This is a genomic window from Anaerobacillus sp. 63XJN7_4_ISO-PGPR-S23-413 (assembly GCF_056173725.1).
On sequence record NZ_CM149688.1, the window covers coordinates 2,046,346 to 2,072,022 of the forward strand.

The 25,677-nt window shown below is 39.9% G+C and carries 23 protein-coding genes and 1 riboswitch; of the genes, 17 read left to right on the forward strand and 6 right to left on the reverse strand.

Annotated elements, in window-relative coordinates; translation table 11 throughout:
* Positions 1 to 52 precede the first annotated feature (52 nt).
* From egtB to AC0VYO_RS11055, 3 genes are all read left to right on the forward strand, one after another.
* Positions 53 to 1,339, forward strand: a complete 1,287-nt coding sequence (egtB, locus tag AC0VYO_RS11045) for an ergothioneine biosynthesis protein EgtB (RefSeq protein WP_475368993.1) — start codon at positions 53 to 55, stop codon at positions 1,337 to 1,339.
* Positions 1,336 to 2,307, forward strand: a complete 972-nt coding sequence (gene egtD / locus AC0VYO_RS11050; protein ID WP_475368994.1) for an L-histidine N(alpha)-methyltransferase — start codon at positions 1,336 to 1,338, stop codon at positions 2,305 to 2,307. Before egtB ends, egtD begins: the two co-directional genes overlap by 4 nt.
* Before the next feature lie 77 nt (positions 2,308 to 2,384).
* Positions 2,385 to 2,699, forward strand: coding sequence for a thioredoxin family protein (locus AC0VYO_RS11055; RefSeq protein ID WP_194221634.1), 315 nt, complete (start codon positions 2,385 to 2,387; stop codon positions 2,697 to 2,699).
* A gap of 32 nt (positions 2,700 to 2,731) precedes the next feature.
* Here the strand turns inward: AC0VYO_RS11055 and AC0VYO_RS11060 are convergent, their stop codons facing one another.
* Positions 2,732 to 2,962, reverse strand: a complete 231-nt coding sequence (locus AC0VYO_RS11060; protein ID WP_475367393.1) for a hypothetical protein — start codon at positions 2,960 to 2,962, stop codon at positions 2,732 to 2,734.
* A gap of 225 nt (positions 2,963 to 3,187) precedes the next feature.
* Positions 3,188 to 3,276, forward strand: a riboswitch (cyclic di-GMP riboswitch).
* Between the two features lie 25 nt (positions 3,277 to 3,301).
* Here AC0VYO_RS11060 and AC0VYO_RS11065 point away from each other — a divergent pair.
* The 4 genes from AC0VYO_RS11065 to AC0VYO_RS11080 all read left to right on the forward strand — a co-directional run bounded on the left by AC0VYO_RS11065 (position 3,302) and on the right by AC0VYO_RS11080 (position 7,392).
* Positions 3,302 to 3,439 (forward strand): anti-repressor SinI family protein, encoded by a 138-nt coding sequence (locus AC0VYO_RS11065; RefSeq protein ID WP_475367394.1) that lies wholly within the window; start codon positions 3,302 to 3,304, stop codon positions 3,437 to 3,439.
* A gap of 381 nt (positions 3,440 to 3,820) precedes the next feature.
* Complete coding sequence (locus AC0VYO_RS11070; RefSeq protein ID WP_194221635.1) at positions 3,821 to 5,203, forward strand: glycine--tRNA ligase; 1,383 nt, start codon at positions 3,821 to 3,823, stop codon at positions 5,201 to 5,203.
* 125 nt (positions 5,204 to 5,328) lie between these two features.
* Positions 5,329 to 5,898 carry an HAD-IA family hydrolase gene (locus AC0VYO_RS11075; RefSeq protein WP_226613073.1) on the forward strand — a complete coding sequence of 190 codons (570 nt, stop codon included), beginning with the start codon at positions 5,329 to 5,331 and terminating at the stop codon, positions 5,896 to 5,898.
* An 87-nt stretch (positions 5,899 to 5,985) separates the two neighbouring features.
* Complete coding sequence (locus tag AC0VYO_RS11080; protein WP_475367396.1) at positions 5,986 to 7,392, forward strand: MFS transporter; 1,407 nt, start codon at positions 5,986 to 5,988, stop codon at positions 7,390 to 7,392.
* Between the two features lie 46 nt (positions 7,393 to 7,438).
* Here AC0VYO_RS11080 and gltC read toward each other — a convergent pair whose 3' ends face one another.
* Entirely contained in the window at positions 7,439 to 8,344 is a 906-nt protein-coding gene (gltC, locus tag AC0VYO_RS11085) for a glutamate biosynthesis transcriptional regulator GltC (protein ID WP_194221638.1), read from the reverse strand.
* Positions 8,345 to 8,520: 176 nt separating this feature from the next.
* Here gltC and gltB point away from each other — a divergent pair, with 176 nt between their 5' ends.
* Both gltB and AC0VYO_RS11095 read left to right on the forward strand, forming a co-directional pair.
* Positions 8,521 to 13,110 carry a glutamate synthase large subunit gene (gene gltB, locus AC0VYO_RS11090; RefSeq protein ID WP_475368995.1) on the forward strand — a complete coding sequence of 1,530 codons (4,590 nt, stop codon included), beginning with the start codon at positions 8,521 to 8,523 and terminating at the stop codon, positions 13,108 to 13,110.
* Between the two features lie 14 nt (positions 13,111 to 13,124).
* Positions 13,125 to 14,609: a glutamate synthase subunit beta gene (locus AC0VYO_RS11095; RefSeq protein WP_475367398.1), complete on the forward strand. Its 1,485-nt coding sequence runs from the start codon at positions 13,125 to 13,127 to the stop codon at positions 14,607 to 14,609.
* 99 nt (positions 14,610 to 14,708) lie between these two features.
* Here AC0VYO_RS11095 and AC0VYO_RS11100 read toward each other — a convergent pair whose 3' ends face one another.
* Entirely contained in the window at positions 14,709 to 14,798 is a 90-nt protein-coding gene (locus AC0VYO_RS11100) for a putative holin-like toxin (RefSeq protein ID WP_224880206.1), read from the reverse strand.
* A 218-nt stretch (positions 14,799 to 15,016) separates the two neighbouring features.
* Between AC0VYO_RS11100 and AC0VYO_RS11105 the strand changes: the two genes are divergently transcribed.
* The 3 genes from AC0VYO_RS11105 (at position 15,017) to AC0VYO_RS11115 (ending at position 17,284) form a co-directional block, all read left to right on the forward strand.
* A complete protein-coding gene (locus AC0VYO_RS11105) occupies positions 15,017 to 15,961 on the forward strand; it encodes a ring-cleaving dioxygenase (protein WP_475368996.1) in 945 nt (314 codons plus the stop codon).
* Complete coding sequence (locus tag AC0VYO_RS11110) at positions 15,958 to 16,563, forward strand: alpha/beta hydrolase (RefSeq protein WP_475367400.1); 606 nt, start codon at positions 15,958 to 15,960, stop codon at positions 16,561 to 16,563. The genes AC0VYO_RS11105 and AC0VYO_RS11110 overlap by 4 nt, the downstream gene beginning before the upstream one ends.
* Before the next feature lie 262 nt (positions 16,564 to 16,825).
* Positions 16,826 to 17,284 carry a DUF4306 domain-containing protein gene (locus AC0VYO_RS11115; RefSeq protein ID WP_475367401.1) on the forward strand — a complete coding sequence of 153 codons (459 nt, stop codon included), beginning with the start codon at positions 16,826 to 16,828 and terminating at the stop codon, positions 17,282 to 17,284.
* 72 nt (positions 17,285 to 17,356) lie between these two features.
* Here AC0VYO_RS11115 and AC0VYO_RS11120 read toward each other — a convergent pair whose 3' ends face one another.
* A complete protein-coding gene (locus tag AC0VYO_RS11120; protein ID WP_475368997.1) occupies positions 17,357 to 18,592 on the reverse strand; it encodes a dicarboxylate/amino acid:cation symporter in 1,236 nt (411 codons plus the stop codon).
* Between the two features lie 275 nt (positions 18,593 to 18,867).
* On the opposite strand from AC0VYO_RS11120, the gene AC0VYO_RS11125 reads away from it, so the two are divergent.
* The 3 genes from AC0VYO_RS11125 to AC0VYO_RS11135 all read left to right on the forward strand — a co-directional run bounded on the left by AC0VYO_RS11125 (position 18,868) and on the right by AC0VYO_RS11135 (position 21,294).
* Positions 18,868 to 19,644, forward strand: coding sequence for a class I SAM-dependent methyltransferase (locus tag AC0VYO_RS11125; RefSeq protein ID WP_475368998.1), 777 nt, complete (start codon positions 18,868 to 18,870; stop codon positions 19,642 to 19,644).
* A gap of 6 nt (positions 19,645 to 19,650) precedes the next feature.
* A complete protein-coding gene (gene mug, locus AC0VYO_RS11130; RefSeq protein WP_475368999.1) occupies positions 19,651 to 20,151 on the forward strand; it encodes a G/U mismatch-specific DNA glycosylase in 501 nt (166 codons plus the stop codon).
* Positions 20,152 to 20,397: 246 nt separating this feature from the next.
* Entirely contained in the window at positions 20,398 to 21,294 is an 897-nt protein-coding gene (locus AC0VYO_RS11135) for a branched-chain amino acid transaminase (protein ID WP_475367482.1), read from the forward strand.
* A gap of 343 nt (positions 21,295 to 21,637) precedes the next feature.
* On the opposite strand, the gene AC0VYO_RS11140 is transcribed toward AC0VYO_RS11135, so the two are convergent.
* Together AC0VYO_RS11140 and AC0VYO_RS11145 are read right to left on the reverse strand one after the other, a co-directional pair.
* Positions 21,638 to 23,521 carry a vWA domain-containing protein gene (locus AC0VYO_RS11140; protein ID WP_475369000.1) on the reverse strand — a complete coding sequence of 628 codons (1,884 nt, stop codon included), beginning with the start codon at positions 23,519 to 23,521 and terminating at the stop codon, positions 21,638 to 21,640.
* Positions 23,522 to 24,427 carry an ATP-binding protein gene (locus AC0VYO_RS11145; RefSeq protein ID WP_430246428.1) on the reverse strand — a complete coding sequence of 302 codons (906 nt, stop codon included), beginning with the start codon at positions 24,425 to 24,427 and terminating at the stop codon, positions 23,522 to 23,524.
* A 175-nt stretch (positions 24,428 to 24,602) separates the two neighbouring features.
* On the opposite strand from AC0VYO_RS11145, the gene AC0VYO_RS11150 reads away from it, so the two are divergent.
* Both AC0VYO_RS11150 and bshB2 read left to right on the forward strand, forming a co-directional pair.
* On the forward strand, positions 24,603 to 24,944 hold the full coding sequence (locus AC0VYO_RS11150) for a YojF family protein (protein ID WP_160919492.1): 342 nt from the start codon (positions 24,603 to 24,605) through the stop codon (positions 24,942 to 24,944).
* Between the two features lie 13 nt (positions 24,945 to 24,957).
* Positions 24,958 to 25,623, forward strand: a complete 666-nt coding sequence (bshB2, locus tag AC0VYO_RS11155) for a bacillithiol biosynthesis deacetylase BshB2 (RefSeq protein ID WP_194221648.1) — start codon at positions 24,958 to 24,960, stop codon at positions 25,621 to 25,623.
* Positions 25,624 to 25,677: the final 54 nt, after the last annotated feature.

Sequence of the window (25,677 nt, forward strand, 5' to 3'; positions counted from 1 at the left end):
ACTAGGGTAAAACTTTATGTTCATAAATTATAAAGATTTTGGGGAGGAACTTATGGTACAACAATCCATTCAATTAAACGAATTACGAAAACAATTGCTTCATGCTTATGAAGTAACACGCACAATGACGAACACCTTAGTGGAACCACTTGAAACGGAGGATTTCACTATTCAATCGATTCCAGATGTAAGTCCTCCCAAATGGCACATGGCCCACACAACGTGGTTTTTTGAAACGTTTATTCTGAAAGAATACTGTGAAAATTACAAGTCGTTTCACGAAGAATTCGAATACTTATTTAACTCTTACTATGAAAGTGTAGGAAGTTATTTCCCTCGCCATGCAAGAGGCTTGCTGAGCAGGCCAAGTATAGATAAAGTTAGAAGCTATCGATCTGATATTGATGAAGAAATGGTTACTCTTATTCAAGAAATTGACGATAGTAAACTTCACCAAGTTGCTGATTTAGTAGAAATCGGATTGAATCACGAGCAACAGCATCAAGAGCTTTTAATGACAGACATTAAATATAATTTTTCCATTAATCCATTGAAACCCGTCTACCGTTCACTTGAGGTTAATTCTAAAGAAAAAGCTACACCATTAGAGTGGATCTCATTTAAGGGAGGGCTGATTGAAACGGGTATAAATGAAGATGATGGTTTTTCTTTTGATAATGAACGTCCAATACATAAATCTTGGCTTGAGCCATTTAAGTTAGCGACTAGAACAGTAACGAACGGGGAATATCTTGCGTTTATTAAAGCTAGTGGTTATAAAGAAGCGACCTACTGGTTATCAGATGGTTGGGCAACAGTAAAGAAAGAAAATTGGCAAGCACCGTTGCATTGGGTTGAAAAGGATGGGGAGTGGTATACCTTTACGCTTCATGGGTTAGTTCCACTAAATTTAGAAGAACCTGTTACACATATTAGCTACTACGAAGCTGAAGCATATGCAAGCTTTGTAGGTAAAAGACTTCCTTCTGAGTCCGAATGGGAACTTGCAGTTCGCGATCAGCCGATTGCGGGTAATTTTGTTGAAGATGGCATCTATCATCCCGTCGCATCGGTCAAGAAAAATGAAGGTATAATTAAAAAAGCCTATGGAGATGTGTGGGAATGGACGAAAAGTCCTTATATGCCTTACCCAGGTAATAAACCGCTTGACGGGGCGTTGGGCGAGTATAATGCAAAATTCATGAGCAGTCAGATGATTCTAAGAGGCGGATCATGTGTTACCTCCGTAACTCATATTCGCCCGACCTATCGAAATTTCTTTGGTCCAGATAAACGCTGGCAATTTACCGGCATTCGTCTTGCAGATGATGAGCTATGATAAAAACTTCGCCAAGTATTCAGCTAGTTGATCTTTTGCCAGAACAATCTGATCGACTTCAAGAAGTTTTAAAGGGATTGACAGCTCCTAATAAGAAGCTTGAGCCTAAATTTCTTTATGATCAATATGGATCTGAGCTATTTGAAGAAATCACACAGCTAGAAGAATATTATCCGACTCGAACGGAACTTGGAATAATGGAAGAGTCTCTTGATGATATTCTTGCTTACATTGGCGAAGAATCTAGGGTTATTGAATTTGGAAGTGGGGCAAGTCGCAAAATCAGACTTCTTCTTGAATCTGGATTGATTCAAGAATATAGTCCTATTGATATATCGAAAACATTTTTGAAAGAGTCTGCAGCACAATTGGCATTTGATTATCCTAACATTAAAATTACTGGTATTGTTGCGGATTATACAAATGCCTTTCATCTGCCGGAACATCTGCTTGATCCTTCTAAAAAAAATACGGTCTTTTTTCCCGGTTCTACAATCGGTAATTTTGAGAAGCAAGAAGCAGAAAGGTTTTTATCAAGAATTTCGAGTACACTATCAAGTAATGATGGATTATTAATTGGAGTTGATCTAAAGAAATCACCATCTCTTCTGCATCGTGCTTATAATGATAGCAAGGGAGTAACTGCAAAGTTTAATTTAAACATGCTTCGTCATTTGAATCTTTCGTTAGGGGCGAATTTCTCCCTAGATCAGTTTGAGCATTACGCCTATTATAATGCTAATCTGGGAAGGGTTGAGATGCATCTTGTCAGTATGCTAGAGCAAATGGTGACCGTTGGTGATCAACATATACATTTTGAGAACCATGAAACGATTCATACGGAGAATTCCTATAAATATAGTCTAGAGGAATTTAAACTGTTAGCAGAGAATTCAGGTTTCACATCAATGAAAACATGGACTGATCAAGAACAGCTTTTCAGTTTGCACTATCTTAGTGTGAAATAACGTAAGCTTTCTTACAGACATTCAATGATTATTTCGATATAATTGTTAATGAAGATATAGGTGAAGGAGAGATAATCATGAAGAAGATTGAAACAGCTGATTCTTATCAGTCATTCATTAACAATAATGACGTATCCATTCTAAAATATGAAGCTAACTGGTGCCCGGATTGCAAGCGCCTTGACTTTTTTATTGATGATATAATGAATGCTCATCATGAAAAACAATGGGCTCAAATCGATATTGAACAATTCCCTGAAATTACAGAGGAAAATGATGTTATGGGTATTCCGAGCCTTCTTGTCTATAAAGACGGCAAAAAGATTGGTCACTTGCATAGTGCGAATACCAAAAATCCAGATCAGGTGAAAGAATATTTAAGTCAATTCTAAACAAAAGAGAAGGTTGCGAAGGCAACCTTCTTTTATTTTGTTAGAACATATTCAATGGAGCCGTCGATTAATGAATGAACAAATGCAACTGTATATCCAATGCTAAGGTAAGTAGAAAGTGTCTCACTACAATGGGGATGTAATGGTTCTGTTGGGGCATGAAGACTTTTATACATGGTTTTTACGGTACTAGAGGTGGGTTCACAACGAAGTAGTACAACATGTTTGCCGCTCCAGGCGGTACTAATATGATTTCTCTGCATATCACTCTTCCTTTGTGAAAAATATATTCAGGGAATACAGTTAGGATATGAGTGAAATCCTAGGATGTTAGAAGTAGAAATGAAAATTTAAAAATATTTTGAATTTTCATCAGATAACTGGTATATTAGTAGCATATAACGTCAAACTTCTCGATAATCGCATTTATTCACTAAAAAGTTGTGTGTTTTGTAAGTTTAAGGTCGGAATGTGTCATTTCTGAATTCTCCAGACAAGGGCAAACCATCCTAAAGGGTGGGACGCAAAGACACAGGTCTAATGTTGGTTCTCCAACGATGACGGCTGGTCCTCCTGGAAAACCCAAGAAGGAGGAGAAAAGAATGACCATGGCGAAACCTAAGCCTAAGAAGGTACTTGATCAAGAATGGGTTATTCTCATGAGGGCTGCCAGGGAACTTGGATTGAAGAAAGAAGAGGTACAGGCATTCTTAAGACAAGACAAAAACCGACATCTATGAATATACATAAATGAATGACGACCTTTAAGGTCGTTTTTTTGTGATAAGCTTTGATGAAAGCAAATACGGTGTGAAATGAATAATCCTTGACTTTAGGGCAATATTTTTTGTATCATATGTCATATCAATTGCATACATAAACCATACTAACTATGAAGGATAAATAGTAGTCAGAATAACCTTGACTTTAGCGATTCGGGGACGGTGGAAGCCCGAACGAGGTCTGATGAAACGGCAGTCTGGAGTTACGTTTCTCAAAGTGGATGCCTTATTTGCATCAACTAGGGTGGAACCGCGGGTGCATAAGCTCTCGTCCCTGGACATTTTTTGTCCATGGATTGGGAGCTTTTTATATTGATTGAGAAAAAAGGAGAGAATGACATGACAATTTCAATGGATCAGATCGTTTCAGTATCAAAGCACAGAGGATTTATTTTCCCTGGTTCTGATATTTACGGTGGACTAGCAAATACGTGGGATTATGGACCACTTGGTGTAGAACTTAAGAAAAATATTAAAGATGCATGGTGGAAGAAGTTTGTTCAAGAATCACCTTATAACAGTGGTCTAGATGCCGCCATTCTAATGAATCCAAAAACGTGGGAAGCTTCAGGTCATTTAGGTAATTTCAATGATCCTTTAATTGATTGCAAAAGCTGTAAAACACGTCATCGTGCAGATAAATTAATTGAGGACGCTCTTTCTACTGATGAAGAGGACATGATTGCAGACGGCCTTTCATTTGAAGAAATGGAGCGTTTGATGAAAGAAAATCATATTACTTGCCCTGAGTGTGGCAGTGAAGATTTCACAGAAATTCGTCAATTTGATCTTATGTTTAAAACCCATCAAGGTGTAACTAAATCGAGCACGAGTGAAATTTACCTTCGCCCAGAAACGGCGCAGGGAATCTTCGTAAACTTTAAAAATGTTCAACGCTCTATGCGTAAGAAAGTGCCTTTTGGTATTGCGCAAGTTGGAAAAAGCTTCCGAAATGAAATTACACCAGGTAACTTTACATTCCGTACTCGTGAATTTGAACAAATGGAGCTTGAATTCTTCTGTAAGCCAGGTAACGAATTAGAGTGGCATGAGTATTGGAAAGAGTACTGCAAAAACTGGCTTCTAAATCTTGGTGTAAAAGAAGATAGCATCCGACTGCGTGAGCATGCAGAAGATGAGCTGTCGCATTATAGTAATGCAACAACTGATATCGAGTACAAGTTCCCATTTGGCTGGGGCGAACTTTGGGGTGTTGCTTCACGAACAGATTACGACTTAAAGCAGCATATGGAACATTCCAATGAAGATTTCACTTATCACGATCAACAAACAGGGGAGAAGTATGTGCCTTATTGCATTGAGCCTTCACTTGGTGCTGACCGCGTCACTCTTGCTTTCTTGATTGAAGCATATGAGGAACAGGAGCTTGAAGATGGCACAACTAGAAGTGTGATGCACTTCCATCCAGCGATCGCTCCGTTTAAAGCTGCTGTATTCCCTCTATCTAAGAAGCTTTCTGAAGAAGCGCGTGCTGTTCATGCGGAACTTTCGAAATACTTTATGGTTGATTATGATGAGGCTGGCTCAATTGGTAAACGTTACCGTCGTCATGATGAAGTTGGTACACCGTACGCTATTACATTTGATTTTGATTCTGTTGAAGACCAACAAGTGACGATTCGTGACCGTGACACAATGGAACAAAAGAGAATGCCGATTTCTGAACTGAAAAGCTTTCTTGAAGAAAAAACACAATTTTAATGTAGGAAGCCGCTCAAAATACGAGCGGCTTTTCTTTATATTGAAGAATAACAATGATTCTTATTGATCGTTTACCCACGAGATTAAGCTAACTTGTTGTATAACTAATAAGGAGTGAATAGTAAGTGAAGATTCTATGGGATTTTGATGGCACATTATTTGATACATACCCTGCTTTTACAAAAGTAATGAAAGAATTAGTTTCTAAAGATGTAAAGGAAGAAGATATTTTAAAAGAGCTAAAAGTGTCTTTTCGTCATGCAACGGAAGTGTTTCATTTAACTGAAGAACAAATTAAAACGTTTCGTGAAATGGATAATGCTTTGTCACCAGAAGATAAACCACCATTTCCAGGTTTGAAAACAATTCTTCAAAAAGCTGAATTAAATGTCATTATGACTCATAAACCGCGTGAAGAGGTGATCACGATTTTAAAGTATTTTAATATGGAGCATTATTTCGCTGATCTTGTTGCCGGAGATGATGGATTTCCACGTAAGCCTGATCCTGCTTCCTATCACCATTTGAATAACAAGCATCAGCTTGATCTTGCCGTTGGTGACAGAGTACTCGATATTCTTCCTGCTAAAGAAGTGGGAATGAAAACGTGTTTATTTCAGAATGATTCTTCAGGCGCTGATCTATATGTTACTAATTATGAGGACTTGAAAAACCTGTTATGGCCATCTTCGTAAAAAGCTTTTTATGGCCATTTAAAAGTTGAAGTCCTTCATATTCATATGTGATAATACACATATGAATATGAAGGGGATGGTTTTGCCGTGGATAAAAAACTTCGGTTTATTTTAATTACATTCTTATTAGGTGTTTTTCTAGGCGCGCTTGATTCAGGGATCGTTTCTCCTGCCTTAACAACGCTTATAGAAGATCTTGGCATCGATTTGAAATGGACAGTTTGGGTCGTTACAATCTATACACTTGTTTATGCGGTTAGCATGCCGATTGTAGGAAAACTTGCTGACTTATTTGGAAGAAAGCGTATTTTTCTTGCTGGGATTACATTATTTGCACTAGGTTCCCTTCTTGCGGGATTTAGTCAATCACTGCCTGTTCTATTAGCAGGGAGAGCGATTCAAGCCCTCGGTGGAGGGGGAATCATACCAATAGCGAATGCTGTAATTGGAAGTAGTTTCCCGAAAGAAAAGCGAGGTATGGCCCTTGGTTTAGTTGGTGCTATGTTTGGCGTAGCAACTATACTAGGACCGAACGTAGGGGGGTTCTTCGTTGCACAGCTTAGCTGGCGCTGGATTTTCTTTATCAACCTTCCAATTGCCGTTGTAATTATCATAATGGGACTTAAACTTCCGGATGACCGAACAGAGAGTAAGAAACCTTCACTTGATTGGGGTGGGGCGCTTGTTCTATCATTTCTAATTGTGTCCCTTTTACTAGGTCTAACCAACCTTGAAACGAGTGAATTTCTTCAATCCATCCAATCATTGCTTGTATGGCCATTGTTACTTATCAGTCTTGTGCTTATTTACCCTTTGATCAAGGTCGAAAAAGCGGCCGCAGACCCTATACTGAAATTAAGCTACTTTACTGATCGGAATATTGTTCTCGCATTACTTATTTCAACGATTACCGGCATTGGGATAATTAGTATGATTTTCGTACCGTCATTCTCTGAAATTATCTTGTCATTATCAAGGGGCCAGGGTGGTTATGTGATGACAATTTTAGCCGTTGCTTCTGGATTTGCAGCACCTATAGGTGGTGTTCTTCTTGATAAGTGGGGCGCCAAACAAGTCGTGTTATTAGGATTTTCATTAAGTCTTCTTGGCTCACTCGTCTTTACTTATCTAGCAGATGGATGGCTAACCCTTTCGCTTGGTATGGTGCTGTCTGGTGTTGGGATTGGATTTACAATGGGCACACCGCTTAATTACATTATCCTTGAGTTAACTCCTGATCGAGAAGCTGGCGCAGCGCTTTCTTTAGTAAGTTTATTTAGATCTGTTGGCACGTCGCTTGGTCCTGTTATCCTTGCAGGATTCATTGCGACTTCAGGTTCAAGTACATTTAGCGGTAGCAAAATAACGGATGGAGTAAGGGATATGATTCTATCAGGATATGAGCATATGTATCTAGCTGCTTCGGTTATATTTCTAACTGGACTTATTCTCGGCGTCTTTCTAAAAATGCCGGCAAAAGCCTCACAAAGTTAATTGATTTAAAAAACCATGTCGAGCGTATACGCTCGACATGGTTTTTTTATTGTCCAAATCGGTTAAGAACTTCATAAAAATGGGTAAGAAATTCAAAAAACTTTCTTTCAGAAGGAGCTAACTCTCTTCCTTGCGGGATAATGACGCCGACTGTTCTCGTGACGTTTGGCTCTGATAACTCAATTTTGACTGTCTCACCTGGGAGCTGCTCAGATAGGGTAATCTCTGGTAGTAGACTTACGCCAAGTCCAGCTGCAACTAGTCCTTTAATCGTATCGATATCTTCACCTTCAAATGCAATACGTGGTTTGAATCCAACTTGCTGGCAGGCTGAAGTAACGAGATGATGCAGGGCATAACCAGAGCGAAACAGCACAAATGGTTCATTTTTTAATTGTCCGAGCCGTAGCATTGGATAATCGGCCAGGGGATGAGATATAGGGAGGAGGGCTAAAAGTTTTTCTGTGAAGAAAATATGTCCATCAACATCAGTTCGATCTTTCGGCACTGGGGACACGAAAGCAATATCTATCTCCCCTTTACTTACTGCATCGGTAAGATCTTGTACAGATCCCTGTCTTAATTGAAATCCAACGCTTGGATGCTCCTTTCGAAATGCAGAAATAACGGTAGGTAATGTTTTAGCGGCAAGGCTGTTTGGAAATCCAATTCGAATCGTCCCTGTATCAGGATTTAAAAATTCATATACAGCTTGTCTCGCGCGTTCGATTTCTGAAATGGCCGTTTCAGCATGATCCATAAAAATATGTCCTACTTGTGTTAGCTTTACATTCCGTCCTTCTCGAATAAATAACTGCACTCCAAGCTCAGATTCAAGGTTGGCAATTTGTCTACTTACAGCTGATTGTGCGACGTGAAGGGAATTAGCTGCGTCTGTCACATGCTCCCGTTTCGCGACTTCCATAAAATAATACAGTTGCCTGAGTTCCATTTAAAGCAATCTCTCCTTTGATTCATATCAATATTAGATTAATTATATCTAAATTATATATTGGAAGCATTGGTTAAAGCAATGTACAATAAGTGTAGAATATTTAAACAATTTCGACGTTATGGCGTTAAAGCGAGAAACCATAATGAATTGGGATAAGAGCGAGGAGTGGGATTATGGATAGAAGTAACTTTCCAGAGAAACAAGGATTATATGATCCAATTCATGAGCATGACGCTTGTGGCATCGGACTGATCGCCAATATAAATAATGTGCCTGCACACGACATTATTGAAAAAGGAGTCTATATGTTACGCCAGCTAGATCACCGAGGAGGGCAGGGAAGCGATCCTGACACGGGTGACGGTGCGGGTATTATGTTACAGATTCCACACGAGTTTTTCAAAAAGAATTCAGGGTTCAACCTACCAGATAAAGGTGAGTACGGAGTAGGAATGATGTTCCTTCCGGTAGATAATCAGCTGAGACAGCGTGCAAAACAAATTGTTGAGAAAGCAATCAAGGAAGCAGGTCAAGAGTTTATTGGCTGGAGAACGGTTCCTGTAGATGAAACGACAATTGGAGAAGCAGCATGTATTGCTCAGCCTGTCATTCGACAGGTCTTTATTAAGAAAAGCGATATTTCAGCTGAAGAATTTGAACGTAAATTATACGTTATTCGTAAAAAAGCAGAGAAGCAAGTCGCTCAAGATTCACAGTTATCAAAAACAAAGTATTATGCAGCGAGCTTCTCCAAAGATACGATTGTTTATAAAGGGATGTTAACACCAGAACAGCTGGATCAATTTTATCTTGATTTGAAAGATCCTAGTTTTAAATCAGCTTTTTCAATGGTGCACTCACGCTTTAGTACAAATACTTTCCCAAGCTGGGATCGTGCTCATCCAAACCGTTATCTTATTCATAATGGGGAGATCAATACTCTTCGTGGAAATGTGAACTGGATGAGAGCAAGGGAAGGAGCTCTTCAATCGGAAGTATTTGGAGATGACATGAAAGACATTGCTCCAATTGTTCGTCCAAATGGAAGTGACTCCTCTTCATTAGATAACTGTCTTGAATTCTTGAATCTCTCAGGCCGTTCATTACCACATGCGGCTATGATGATGATTCCAGAGCCATGGGACCGTGATACTACGATGCTGGATCCAAAGAAAGCCTTTTATGAGTATCATAGTACATTGATGGAGCCATGGGATGGTCCAACAGCTATTGCGTTTACTAACGGTCGTCAAATAGGAGCGATGCTTGATCGTAATGGTTTGCGTCCTGCACGATACGTGATCACAAACGACGACACTTTTATTCTTTCTTCTGAAGTTGGCGTTATCGAAATAGAAGAAGAGAAAATTTCAGAAAAAGGCCGCTTAAGTCCTGGGAAAATGCTACTACTCGATCTAGAGGAAAAGCGCCTTGTTGAAGATGAGGAGATTAAAGCGCAAATTGCGACTGATCAACCTTATCGTAAATGGCTTGATGAAAACCTTATGAGTCTTTCACCAGAAAAAGTGAAGACAAGACAGATAGATGAGAAAGAACTCGTCCAAACACAGCGTGCTTTTGGATACACATATGAAGAACTTACAAAAAATATCGCGCCGATGGTTACTGAGAAAAAGGATCCGATTGGCTCAATGGGAAATGATGTTCCATTAGCTGTTCTTTCTGAGCGACCACAGTTACTGTTTAACTACTTTAAACAGTTGTTTGCTCAAGTAACGAATCCACCAATTGATTCGATTCGAGAAGAATCCGTTACTTCAACAATGACGCTGCTTGGCCCTGAAGGAAATTTACTTGAAACAAAACCGGGAAGCGCTAGAAGAATTCGTCTTGAAACACCTATTTTAACAGATAGTCGATTTGAAGCGATTAAGGCATTAGACGAAGAGGACTTTCATCCTGAAACACTTAGTTTATTGTTTAATGCAGCACGTGGTGAAACGGAAATGGAGCATGCACTTCTGGCGTTATTCCGTAAAGCTGATCGCGCAATTAAAAACGGGAAAAGCATACTTGTTCTCTCCGATTTTGGAGTGAATCATGAGAAAGCGGCGATTCCGTCTTTACTTGCTCTAAGTGGCCTACATCACCACTTGATTAAACGCGAGACGCGTACGAAAGTAAGTTTGATCGTAGAAACAGGTGAAGCTAGGGACGTTCATCAGTTTGCTATGTTAGTTGGTTACGGAGCAGACGCCATTTATCCATATGCTGCTTATGACTCGATTGACCATATGATTAACGACGGGACGATTGAGGGCTTTTCTTTCGAAGATGCCATTGATAATTATATTGATGCTGCGACAACTGGAATTGTAAAAGTGATGTCCAAAATGGGCATTTCAACAATTCAAAGCTATCGAGGAGCGCAAATTTTCGAGGCAATTGGAGTTAGTAACGAAGTAATTGATCGTTATTTTGCTGGTACAGCTTCGCAAATTGATGGTATTCCAATCGATGTTATTGCAACAGAAACGTTAATGAGGCATCACTTTGCTTATCATGATTCTGAATATAGTGATCTTACACTTGAAACAGGTAGTGAACTGCAGTGGAGAAATGGGGGAGAGCACCATTCATTCAATCCGAAAACCATTCATACACTCCAACACGCTGCAAGAAGTAATAACTATGAATTATATAAGAAATTCTCTGGCATGGCGTTAGAAGAGAATCTCACTTATTTAAGACAGGCGATTGATTTTGGTTCGAAAGATGCGATCTCGATTGATGAGGTTGAAAGTGTTGAATCGATTACTCGTAGGTTTAAAACGGGTGCAATGAGCTATGGTGCCTTAAGTGGTGAAGCTCACGAAGCTCTTGCGATTGCAATGAACCGTATAGGTGGACGTAGCAATAGCGGTGAAGGTGGAGAGGACCCTTCTCGTTTCACTCCTGATGAAAATGGTGATCTTCGTCGAAGCTCTATTAAACAGGTAGCATCAGGTCGATTTGGTGTATCAAGCTACTACTTAAGCAATGCAGATGAAATTCAAATTAAAATGGCACAAGGTGCGAAGCCTGGTGAAGGTGGTCAGCTACCAGGGAAGAAAGTATACCCTTGGATTGCTGAAGTTCGTGGCTCGACTCCAGGTGTTGGACTGATTTCACCACCTCCACACCATGATATTTATTCGATTGAGGATCTTGCCCAGCTAATTCATGATTTAAAGAATGCAAATCCATCTGCACGAATTAACGTAAAGCTAGTTTCAAAAGCAGGCGTTGGTACGATTGCTGCAGGTGTAGCTAAAGGGCTTGCAGATGTTATTCTCATTAGCGGATATGAGGGTGGAACAGGAGCATCTCCAAGAACGAGTATCAAACACGCTGGTCTTCCATGGGAACTTGGTCTAGCGGAGACGCATCAAACACTCGTATTAAATGATTTACGTGATCGTGTTGTTCTAGAAGCTGATGGAAAAATGATGACTGGTCGCGACGTCGTGATGGCAGCTATTCTAGGCGCTGAAGAATTTGGATTCTCGACAGCACCGCTAGTCGTTCTTGGTTGTATTCTTATGAGAGCGTGCCATCTTGATACGTGCCCGGTTGGTGTAGCTACTCAAAACCCTGAACTACGTAAGAAATTTATGGGGAATCCGGATCACGTCGTGAACTACATGCAGTTTATTGCACAAGAAGTTCGCGAAATCATGGCTGAGCTAGGCTTTAGAACAATCGAGGAAATGATTGGACGTACGGATGTACTGAAAGTAAGTCGTCGCACGAAAGATCACTGGAAAGCAAGATACCTTGATCTAAAACCGCTTCTCTATCAGCCGCATGTGTCAGAAGAGGTTGGACGCTTCAAACAGCGTGATCAGGATCACAAGTTAGAAGCTGCACTTGACAATACGTCAATTATTCCTGCAGCACTCGGTGCGCTCGAAGAACAGAAGCCATTTGAGGGATCTTATGTTATTAGAAATACAAACCGCGTTGCAGGTGCTCTACTAGGACATGAAATTACGAAGCGCTATGGCGCAGAAGGACTTCCAGAAGATATGATTCGCTTACACTTCACAGGTTCAGCAGGTCAAAGTTTTGGAGCCTTCGTACCAAATGGCGTCACAATGCAACTAGAAGGCGATGCAAATGATTATGTAGGTAAAGGGTTATCAGGTGGGAAACTGATCATCCATCCGTCAGCTAAAGCTGAATTTGCTCGTGATGAAAATACAATTGTAGGTAACGTTGCTTTCTACGGAGCAACTTCAGGTGAAGCTTATATTAGTGGTCTCGCAGGAGAGCGATTCTGTGTGAGAAATAGTGGTGCAAGTGCGGTTGTTGAAGGTATTGGAGACAACGGATGTGAATATATGACAGGTGGCCGTGTTGTTGTTCTTGGCGAGACCGGGAAGAACTTTGCAGCAGGTATGTCAGGTGGAATTGCCTATGTTCTTTCAGATGACCAGGAGGCGTTTAAGCGCAATGTAAATGCTGAAATGGTTCACATTGAATCACTACGTAACTATGACGAGATTCTTGAAGTGAAGCATATGATTCAGCAGCATGCATACTTTACTGATAGTCCAAAAGCGATCCGTTTCATTCAAAACTGGAATGAAGTTGTCGGGAAGATCGTGAAAGTAATTCCGAAAGAATTTAAAAGAGTCACAGAATCATTAGAAGAATTGAAAGAAAAAGGCTATGAAGATGACGACGCAGCATATGAGGTGTTCCAACAGGCTAAGAACGGTCAAATGAAGCCACGTCAAAGCGACTTGGAACCGGTATAAGGGGAGGTATTCGATTGGGTAAGCCAACAGGTTTTTTAGACTATCCTAGAGAAAAAGCACGTGAAAGAGATCATTCAACACGTTTAAAAGATTGGGAAGAATACCAGCTTCCTCAATCTGAAGAAAATCTGAAAACGCAAGGGGCACGCTGCATGGATTGTGGCACGCCCTTCTGCCACTCAGGTATAGAACTAAATGGGAGTGCATCGGGTTGTCCACTTTATAATTTGATTCCTGAATGGAATCACCTTGTATATCAAGGGAAATGGAAAGATGCGCTAGATCGACTTCTTAAAACGAATAACTTTCCGGAATTCACCGGTAGAGTTTGCCCGGCACCGTGTGAGGGAGCCTGCGTAGCAGCTATTCCTGACGACGCTGTTGCAATAAAAAGCATCGAGAAGGAAATTATTGATCGCGGGTTTGCAGAAGGTTGGATGACACCCCAGCCTCCCAAAAATCGTACAGGTAAGAAGATTGCCATTGTAGGGTCAGGTCCTGCTGGTTTAGCAGCGGCCGATCAGCTAAATAAAGCTGGTCATACTGTCACTGTATTTGAGCGTGACGATCGTATTGGTGGTTTACTAATGTACGGTATTCCTAATATGAAGCTTGATAAAGAATTAGTTGAACGACGTGTGAAGCTTCTTGAAGATGAGGGAGTAACCTTTATTGCGAATACCGAAATTGGAAAAGATGTCACACAAGATGAGCTTCGTGATCAGCATGATGCTGTAATTCTTTGTACAGGTGCTCAAAAGCACCGTGATCTTCCGATTGAAGGTCGTAAGCTCGGTGGCATTCATTATGCCATGGATTATTTAAGACAGAATACGAAAAGTTTGCTTGATTCTAAGCTTCAAGATAACAAGTATGTTTCTGCAGAAGGTAAAAATGTTATTGTTATCGGTGGCGGAGATACTGGAGCGGACTGCGTGGCAACTGCGCTCAGACACGGTTGCAAAAGTGTACACCAATTTGGTAAACACCCGCAGCTAACTGCCGACCGTATGATCGATAATCCTTGGCCAGAATTCCCTAAGGTTTTTACTCTTGACTATGCTTATGAAGAAGCGCAAGCAGAGCACGGGGAAGATCCTCGTCAATATTCCATCATGACGAAAAAATTCGTTGGTGACGAAGATGGCAATGTGAAGGAACTTCATACGGTTACAATCGAAAAGCATGTTGATAAGATGGGCAATGTGTTCATGAAAGAACTCCCTGGTACAGAGCAAGTTTGGCCAGTTGAGCTTGTCTTCATTGCTATTGGATTTACTGGACCTGAAGAAGGGGTTCTCGAACATTTTGAAGTAGAGCAGGACAATCGGAAACGAGCGAAGGCTGAATTCGAAGACTATCGCACAAACGTTGATGGTGTTTTTGCAGCAGGTGATGTTCGCAGAGGACAGAGTCTCATTGTATGGGCGATAAATGAAGGTCGCGGCGTTGCACGCGAGACCGATCGTTATCTTATGAATAAAACTGTCATGCCTTAATTGAAATAAAAAAGCACTCCTATGAAGGTAGTGACCCCGAAAGTTAGAGTTAAAACTAACTTCCGGGGGTCATCACCGAAGGGGTGCTTTTTCACTTTGTTAGGATGAACGATCTTTCGTGTGGATGATGGCGAGCACAAGAGCGGAAAAGCTGACCATTAACGACAGGGCCTCAAATACGCTTAGCATCACATCACTCCTTTACATATAGAATGTCACCAGCAGGGGTTGTCCTATACGCATAAGAGGAAAAGATTTGACATAAGAATACAAATTATATACACTTAAATCAAATATCTCGAATTCGAGATAAAAGACATCTAAAAGAACAAATTAGACGATTAAAAACCGTACTATACGGGAACCTTCTAAAGTGGATGTAATATTGAAAAGGAGACTTGTCATTTATGAAGCATACAACAGGAATACATCATATTACCGCAATTGTAGGAAATCCTCAGGAAAATATTGATTTTTATAGTGGGGTTCTTGGTCTTCGTCTCGTTAAAAAAACAGTGAACTTCGATGATCCAGGAACATACCATCTTTATTTCGGAAATGAAGAAGGGGCACCGGGTACAATCATGACCTTTTTCCCATGGTCGAAAGCACATGATGGAAAGATTGGCTCTGGTCAAGTTGGCGTAACTAGCTTCGTTGTGCCTGAAGGCAGTTTAACGTTCTGGAAAAAGCGTCTTGATAAATTAAATGTAGAAAACGGTGAGATGACTCGGTTTGGTGAAAAGGTTCTCGCTTTTGATGATCCACATGGACTACACCTTGAACTCGTTGAAAGAGAAGAAAGGGAGCGAAACACGTGGAGCTTTGGCGGTGTTAGCACAAAACATGCAATCAAAGGATTTGCAGGTGCTACATTATTGACCGGCAAGTCGGAAGCAACTATGAATGTGTTAGAAGAAGTTCTTGGTTTTATTCGTGTAGCTGAAGAAGAAGATTTTGTTCGATTTAAATCCAGTGATTCGATAGGCAACACGGTCGACGTGAAGAAAACACCGCTAGATTCTGGAAACATGGGCTCAGGTACTGTCCATCATATTGCGTTTCGGGCTAATGACTTCAATGATCATGAAGAATGGAGAAACTTACTCGAAGAAAAAGGGTATAAACCAACTCCGGTCGTTGATCGACAGTATTTCAATGCCATTTACTTCAGAGAAGAAGGTGGAATACTGTTTGAAATAGCGACGGATCCTCCAGGGTTTGCAAAAGATGAAGACCCTGATGAAATGGGGAAAAACCTACTTCTACCACCATGGCTAGAAGAGAAGCGATCTCAAATTGAAAATCATCTTGAACCAGCGGAAGCAAGAGTCCTAAATGGTGACAAATGATGAACCATCTTTTTAAACAAGGAAAAAAAGAGCTTCCGACTCTACTACTACTTCATGGTACTGGCGGAACAGAAGAAGATTTGGTTCCTTTAGCTGAACTTATTGCTCCTGGGCATTCCATTCTGAGTGTGAGAGGTAATGTATCAGAAAACGGGATGGCGCGCTTTTTCAAGCGATTAGCGGAAGGCGTTTTTGATGAAGCGGATTTAATAGAGAGAACACATGAATTAAATGCTTTCATCGATGAATCAGCACAAAAATACGATTTTGAGCGCAACAACGTTATTGCAATAGGGTACTCGAATGGCGCTAACATCGCAGCTAGCCTTCTATTCCACGATGCAAATTCGCTTAAAGGCGCTGTCCTACATCATCCTATGGTGCCACTGCGTCATCTTGAGCTACCGAACCTTAAGCAAAAACCAATTTTCATAGGCGCTGGTGAAAATGATCCCATTTGCTCTCCAAAAGAGACAAAGGAACTTCAGGAAATGTTTTCTCATGCTGGGGCAGAGGTAACGGTTCATTGGGAAAGTGCAGGTCATCAATTAACGAGATCAGAAGTAGAAAAAGCGGCAGAATGGTTTAAAGAAAACTATTAGAACAGCTGGTTGATTTTAATTAGTTATACAATAAAAAAGCGGAAACGAGCATTAAAATCGAATGATTTTAATGCTCGTTTTATTATAAAGGATAAGTTCATACGATATTTAATGACTAGATTTTGAATCATTCATAAGCAATAAATCTACTTAATCTATTAAGTTTGAGGACATGGTTTTAACGGGTTTAGATCCAAAAATCATTATGATAAAATAAGGGTGATGATTTGAAGTGGTTTTCAGGTAAGGAGTCGAATGTTGGATGATGAATATTGTGAAAGGTAGTACCGCACTTGTTATGCTTGTTTTATCTACATTAGGAAGCTGGTATGAAGGTAGTGAACTACGAAATAAGCCGTGGGAATGGGAATATAGCACATTTTTTTCAAGGGTGATAAACGGCCAAGTTACAGGGCAAGCAGATATATCAAGTCTAGATCACTTTATATATGCGGCTAAATTCAAACCGCTCTTCCCAATTCTTATGGTGGTAAGCGGTATTTATTTGCTGACGTTTTTATTTTCATTCGCCGTTAAGCATGATCGGAAGAAGTTAAAAGTCTATTATGGAAGTCTAGGAATGGGGTTACTTCTCGCAAGTTGTTTTAGCAATAATTCTCCCACAATTGGATTAGAAATAATTTCATGGTTGCTCATCACTGTTGGTTTACTCAATATTGGAGGATTCTTATGGATCGGTAGAAGGACAAGAGAAATTTAGTGTTAATAGAGCTTAATCGTTTAATTAGAGAAAGGCGGCCCTGTTATCGAGATAACAGGGCCGCCTTTTCATTTAAGCAACTGATTTGGATGTTTTCTTTTTATCACGATCGATGACAGCTGCCCCAATAATATCACCAAGTACGTTCGAAGCTGTACCAGCCATGCCAATCATGACGTCAACTCCAGCGATTAAAGCAACAATTTCTAAGGGAAGGTTAAACATGGTTAACACTGCTGATAATGTCACTAAGCCGGCAGCGGGAATCCCTGCCGTTCCTATGGAGAGAAGTGTACCTATGGCAACAATGGTCACATAATCCATAACGGAAAAGTTTAACCCGGTGACGTTTGCAGCAAAAACGATTGACACACCCATTCTTAAGGCCCCTCCATCTGAATTGAAGACGGCCCCGATTGGTAAAGAAAAGTTCACAATTCGTTCTGAGATGCCGGCTTTTTTAGCAGAGTCAATCGCGATTGGAAGCGAAGCGATACTACTTGATGTAAAAAATGCTGTTAAATAAGCATCTTTCGTTTGAGAAAAGAAGTTTTTAATACTTAATTTCGCGTACTTTAGAAAAGAAGTATAAATCAATGCCCAAAGTAATAGAACGCCTAAATAAAAAACACCTGTGAAAGCAAGTAAAGATTGGAACGTTTGCCAGCCTTGATTGCCGAAGGATGTGGCACTAATGGCGAAGATGCCAAGCGGTGCATAAAGTAAAATACCTTGCAGTAACAAAAAGAATAAGTCATTTGCAGCGGAGAATAGCTTATGAAGTCTCTCGCCAGATTCACGCATGTCATTTTTCTCAGAATAGCGCATTTTTCCTATAGTTAATCCAATGATCACAGCTAGAAAGAGTATACCCATGAGTTGTCCCGAAGAAAAGGTTTCAAAAAGGTTATTCGGAACGATATTTAAGAGAACATCAGAAAAACCAGGAGTGTCAGGCTTTTCAACTTTCGTATCCGGAAGTGTTAGACCAGAACCAGGGCTAATCCATAAAGCGATTGTAACACCTATTAAAACAGCGGCTGCTGTTGTTAATCCGTAATATACTAACAGTTTTCCACCTAATTTCCCAAGGTATTTAGGGTTCATTTGATTGATTGCAAGCACAACTGTTAGAAAAATAACTGGAATGGCTACCAGGTTAAGCAAGTTGATTAGAATGGTGCCAAGCGGTTTAATGAATTCTATACTTGAGCCAAAAAGAATTCCCGCTGTAATACCAAGTATAAAGCCAAGCGTCATTTTTAGTATGAATGAAGAATTTTTATACATTATCCACATTTTTTGCATTGTTCCACCTCTTATTAAATAGTGTTATTAGTATAACAGCTACATAATAATTTGTTTAGAATTTGAATTTTCATTTATCGTATTTGTTAAAATTATATGGTTTATATAACAATGAGCCAATGGTGTTTATGTTAGTTGATAGCACGCGTCCACCGAATACAGCTTCACTTCATTTTTTATTTCAATATAGTTTCTAAGGTGGAGTAGTTCTCTCCGGAAATCTTCTTAAACGACATGGTATACTAGCTTTGAAGGAAATTAAAGGAGATAATCGGATGATTTTTACAACTGCAAGGAGACCGACTGAAGCACTCATTAAAGAGGCTATAAAACTGAGTCATTATTATGAAGGTACTTACATATCAAGAGAAAAACGATCGATTCAACAAATCATTCATCTTTATCAGGAAATAGTTGTGGTTGTCGGTTTTGATCGATTATGTTTGTATAAAAAAAGCGCTGAAACACCGGTTTTCTTTCATCCAAACTCAGCCATGTTTCGTTGCAGGGCGGTTCTAAATGGACGCGATGATGCGTTTATTAAGGCGAGTGGTCTTAGTGAGGGAATGAGCTTGTTAGATTGTACAGCAGGTCTTGCTTCTGACAGCATCGTTGCGAGTTTAGTAGTAGGCGAATTCGGTAGTGTACAAGCAATTGAGGGTTCAGAGCACGCGCTATTACTTCAAGAAGGATTAAAAAAATGGGAAAGTAATAATAACTACATAGATAAGGCGATGAGGCGAATAACAGTTCGAAGTAATAAATATGAAGACGTACTACCTCATTTAATGGAGAACTCGGTTGATGTTGTATATTTTGACCCAATGTTTGAAGATTCTATCTTAGCATCTGACGGCGTATCTGGTATCAAACAGGTTGCGCTTTATGATGCACTCACAGAAAATATGGTGATGGAAGCTAGACGAGGTGCTCGCATAAGAGTGATTTTAAAAGATTCTTGGAACAGCTCGCGGTTTGAACAGTTAGGTTTTCAACAACAAATTCGAAAAACATCGAAATTTCATTATGGAATACTTGAATGCAAGGAGTGAGGAGCTTTGTTACCAGACCATCTTGATCATCAGTTGAAAATTTTGTTTATCGGTTTTAACCCTGGACTCCAGTCCGAGAATGAGGGGCATCATTATGCAAACCCAACAAATCGTTTTTATTCCGTATTAAAAGAAGCGGGTCTTACAGATCGTAAGCTCTTACCAGAGGAAGATCATAGGCTTTTAGAATATGGGTATGGACTCACGAATATCGTAGATCGTCCTACGCGAGGAGCGGCTGACTTAACGTCTGATGATTACACAAAAGGACGAGAGCAGCTTAGCAAGAAAATTAGATTGTACAAGCCCGAAGTCAATTGTTTTGTAGGAAAAGGAGTTTACCAGAAATTCTCGGGTGTTAGAAAGGCTGAGTGGGGATATCAACCCGTTAATCAAATAGATGGTGTGCAAGATTTTGTGGCACCATCAACTAGCGGATTAGTTAGGATGACGCTTGAGGAATTAGTAGAAATCTATCGGCATTTAAGTACAATGCTAAGAAAATGAACGACATAGATTTTGTTCTCATTCGAGAATCAACAGTATCTAGCTAAGTACAGAGAAATAGTCCCTTCGTAAAAACATGTCGTACATTACTGGTGCAACATTAATCGAAAATTCTCTAATGATTAGCCATTACGAGCATATATTATTTAAAAAGCTATGTTAGTTAATAGTGATGATATATCGGCTTTCGGTAAAAAACAACAACGTTCAATCTAGCCATTAAAGAGGGTGAATGGTGTGGCTTTTATGTTTGATAAAGATCGATTTGTAGATGATCGTTCCTTAAGTCTGAGCGTGAAAAACAAAGGGCTAAACTATGGTTTAGGCTGCATAGAAGGTATACGCGCTTTTTGGAATAAAGAACAAAAGCAGCTTTTTGTTTTTCGATTAGATGATCATTTTAAAAGGTTCCACGGCTCTGGAAAAAGCTTGTATATTCCCATTCCCTATTCTATAGATCAGTTGTCTGAGATTACCAGACAGTTACTATTAATCAACCAAGTGACTCAAGACGTTTATATACGGCCGCTTTGTTTCAAAGGAGCTAATACGTTACGTCCAGATTTAAATGATCCATTAAATCATCTAGCAATCTATCTGGATCTTACCGAGTATGAGCCAAAAGCTTCTATAAATGTATGTGTTTCCTCTTGGACAAGAGTAGGAAGTAATATGATTCCTCCACAAACAAAATCAACAGCTGGTTACTTGAATTCAGGGTTGGCAATTAATGAAGCGATGTTAAACGGTTATGATGGGGCTCTTTTTTTAACTAGAGAAGGGAATGTTAGTGAAGGAGCTACTAATAACCTCTTTATCGTACGAGGGAATGAAGTTGTGACTCCTCCAGTATCAGATGATATTCTTCCTGGAATCACTCGGAATACCGTTGCTCAAATTGTATACAGAGAGTTAGGATTATCAATGCGAGAACAGAGTATTACGAGAGTTGAGTTATACGAGGCAGATGAAGTGTTTCTTACGGGAACGGCTATTGGAATTAAGCCAGTAGTGGAGATAGATCGGAGAATAACAGGAAATGGTAAAATCGGTCTGATTACACAGAAAATCCAAAAAACGTATGACCAGATCGTTCGTGGGGAAATGTCATCCTATATTAGCTACTGTACTTCTGTGTATTAAAATGCAAAGATCTTCGAGCTAAATCGCTTAAGGTACTATATCCTTTACGATGTAATTTTTTATTAAACGAGTAAATAGAAGAGAAAATCAATTTGCCAAACCGTTAATCTTAGCACCAGCATAAACTGCTTTTATTTCTATTTATGTAGTATTTAATTTTATTTCGATATACTTTACTGACGATTTCTACCATTATTTCTTAGCGGTTTAGCGAATTGGTTTATTAGTTGGATGAGACAGGATATAGAAATGGGGTCCATCAATAAAAGGGATGTCAAGTACATTTATTATAGATAAAACGGTTATCACCATTTAGGGACAAAGTGATAACCGTTCATATTTTCTATACAAATCGTAGCAACAATCGCTTCAACAGAGGCGTTAAATAAGCGGGAATCTCATTAGCAGAAGGAATCACAAGGCTTTGTGTGCCGTAGATATTTCGCATCGTATTTTTTTCCTTTTCCTGTGGTTCCCCGTTAGATAAGAAAACACCGATTACTTCAAAGCCTTTTTTCCTTGTTTGCATCACGGCTTCATGAGTATCAATGATACCATTTTCGCTGTAATCGTATGCGGAAGGCTCGCCGTCTGTAAACACAAGTAAAATTTTATGTTTTTCATTTAGTTCAGCTAATTCTTGAGCAACTTTTCGAATCGCATACCCATCCCGATTGTCTTCTTCAGGTTCCAATTGCATAATTTTAGCCCCTTCATGAGCTTGAGTCGATCGGTTGTAATCAACAATTTGAAACAGGGTATTCGGTTGTTCCTGATCATCAGCATCGAATGCATCTTCATAGAATCCAGTGATCGAGTGTTTAATATTTAGTCCTTTTAGCGTCTCATGGAAAAGCGTAATACCTAGTCGTGTTTCTTCCATCTTGTCGTACATCGATGCCGAGCAATCGACGAGTAACGAGAACGTTACATCAAGCTCTGTACTAGGCGCATTCTTTTTATAAAAGAGACGAGGGTTTTCGTCTGTTAATAGCCTTAGTAGCTTGCGGTTCAAACGTCCAAAATGAAGATCACTTCTAGGAGCAATTTGTTTTTGCTCGATCGTTTTCTGGATCGCAGCACGAAGTGATTTTTCAGCGTATTGGATGTCGGCCTTCGCAGTTCGATAATTCGAAAGCTCTTCAGAAGTTGGTTTTTCGGCATGACGAATCACTTCTTTTACGTTTCGATTCGCTTCACCTAGAGGATCCTGTGAAGAAGCAACTGCTTTTGTATCACGACTTTCAAGAATTGCCTCTTCATCAAACTGACTGCCCTCTGACTGCTTAGAAGCACCTTGGACACTGACAAAGGCCTGATCACCAGATTCTTCTTTTCGCTCGCCTTCTCCGATCAGATCTGATTTAGCGCCTTCTTCTAAGTCAAATTGAAGGAAGTTGGATCCTTCTTGCTCCTGCTCTTCATGCCACGTATTCATTTCCTCATCATACGTTTCTTTATCTTCTTTATCAGTCGTTTCCATCGTATCGTCACTTTTTAACTGACGAGCTTCTTCATCTTCAACAACAGTGGAAGCGTTGACCGAGGTTCCATACATCGTTAAATATTCTGTTGTCATATCGAAATGATCAACATTCAGCTCCTGACAAAATGCGCTTGTGAGAGTGGTAACGTCTTTTGTTGAACTAGCTTTAGAAATCTCTATAATTAAATGGCGCAGATAGGGCTTATATTCTGCTAGTTCATTTCCTAGAGCAACTGGTTTACCGATCGCTTGTAGATAGATTCCGCAGAATAATGCATCAAGCAGCTGATTCTGGCGATTATGAACTTCAAGACGACCACGAAAACGCTTTTGAAATAATGTTCGTCTTGTATCAAAAGCAGCGCTCATTCCTGGTCGGATAGACATACAAATCTGCTCGAGTCTTATATCCTCTAATAATGCAAACAGTTGTTTACGGAAAAGAGGATGTGATTGTTGTTTGATAGTGGAGAGGTAGTGATCTACTTCATTGAAATTCGTATAATGAACATTACCAAGTGCACGAAGGTAGATATCACTTTTCATACCATCATATTGCGTTCCATCAAAAATATCATTCCAATAATGACTGACCGTAATCAACTGTTCAGCTGGTCTGTAGTAAGAATGGAAAGCGAACTGAACTTCACTCTCTAGATGACTCAGTGTTTCCGCGAGATCAGATAAACTTAGATGAAGAAACGGATCAGTCTGATTCTCAGCAAAGTTTAGAAACTTCATTTATGATTTCTCCTGATAACGTCCGAAAATTGTTTCTGCGATGTTTTCCACTGCAGCTTTTTCACGCTCATCTTCAAGCTTATCTGTAATCGCTCGTTTAATCGCGCGTCTCGCTTCCATAAATGTTGTTAAGTCACAAGCGTCTAGAAGTGAACGAGGAGAGGCGGCTTCCTCTGAAATTTGACCATCTCTTACTTTTGATTGAAGGTCAGCAGATAACGTAACAAACTGATCCAGCTGTTTTGAATCATCTAAAAGCGATTGTTCACTTAACATTTCTTTTAAAGCTTCTCCCTGTAGGTAAGGTACTTCTATCACGATAAAACGATTTTTTAATGCTTCATTTAATGGTGCTGTTCCAATATATCCTTCATTAATTGCAGCAATGACGCCAAAGTTCTCTTTTGCCCGAACCGTTTCTCCTGTGAAAGGGTTTAGAACCATACGACGATAGTCAAGTACACCATTTAGAATGGGAAGTGTTTCTGCTTTAGCTGTATTAATTTCATCAATATAGAGAAGTTCGCCGTTTTTCATCGCGTTTTCTACTGGTCCAGGAATGAATGTAATATGAGCATTGTTTTGTTCGTCATATGTTAACGTTTTATACCCTAGAAGCGCTTCCGCATCAAGGTCAACAGAACAGTTAATCGAGTACATTGGCTGGTTAAAGAAGTAGCTAATTAGTTCGGCAAGTTTTGTCTTACCAGCACCTGTTGGACCTTTAAGAAGCACATTTTTACCTAGAATCAAAGCTGTGACGGCATCTTTTACGATCGACATATCTGGTGCTGTATAGCCTTCAGATCCGATGAGATAGTGCTCTGGATTGGAGTTTGCCTCGCGTCTTGCTTCAATACGGTCTTGTATTTTATCTGGAATATCAAACGTTTCATATAATTGCATCTTTCATACCTCCGAGTTTCGAATTCATGTCTATTCAAAAGTTAACTATAACGGAAAAAAACGGTCTCTGTCTAATGAAAGTCGTTCTAATGCCAACGTCAATCATTTTACCAGGCGGAATAGATGAGCTATACTAGTTCTAGCAAGTAGGCCTAAGAAAGAAGGGGGCATAAGAATGAAGCCTATTCAAATAGAAAAAGTACAAGAAATCCTTGAAACATTTGAGAACAAAGAACTGTATTTTCACTTAGAAACAACGAGTGGAGCCTATGCTGCTCAAGATAAAGAAAAGCTTGCGGTTGGAGCTTACATAAGAAATGGCTCAATCAAATTCACCAATGTCAAAATGGCAGGTAGCGGTCCATTCCGCGTTGGGTTTAAATTAAATGACGGTTGGATGTATGCTGAAGGCTTAACGGATTATCAATTGGATGATGGTCGTTTATTAATGGCAGGTCATGATTCGAGCGGCCGTTTAGCAGTAGCTGTTCAATTAAGCTATACACCATTCGACTAAGGAGGAAACGATTATGGAGAAACAAGTCCTCGTTGTTTTCCCGCATCCGGATGATGAAGCTTTCGGAACTGCAGGGTTGATAACGAAATTTGTAAATGAAGGCGTGCCCGTCACTTATGCATGTGCAACGCTCGGAGAAATGGGACGCAATATGGGGAATCCATTTTTTGCGACAAGAGAAACACTTCCAGAAGTACGAAAGAAAGAATTACAAGATGCCTGCAACGCTATGGGCGTAAAAGATCTTCGCATGCTCGGGTTTAGAGACAAGACGCTTGAGTTTGAAGACCCTGAACTGCTTGTTTCTACAATTGGAGAGCTAGTTGATGAATTAAACCCATCATTAATTATTACATTTTATCCAGAATACGGTATCCATCCGGATCATGATGCTTGCTCTGCAGCTGTCATAGAAACGTTAAAACGGATCCCGAAGGAAAAACGTCCAACGGTTTATGCTTTACCAATTACTCCGGACCGTGAAGTGGTACTTGGTAAACCTGATAAAGTTTTTGACGTAACGGATGTGTTAGAAACGAAGATCAAAACCATTGAAGCTCACCGCTCCCAAACAGAGGCGATGGTGGCAAGACTTGAAGATGGTTCAATGGATCCGAATTCTGAAATGATGTCGTTTATTAAACAAGAATCCTTCTGGATCTATCCATTTGATGAATAAGATCTGTTGGGTTCATATCTATTCCGTGTAGAACATGTTATAATTTGCACTATA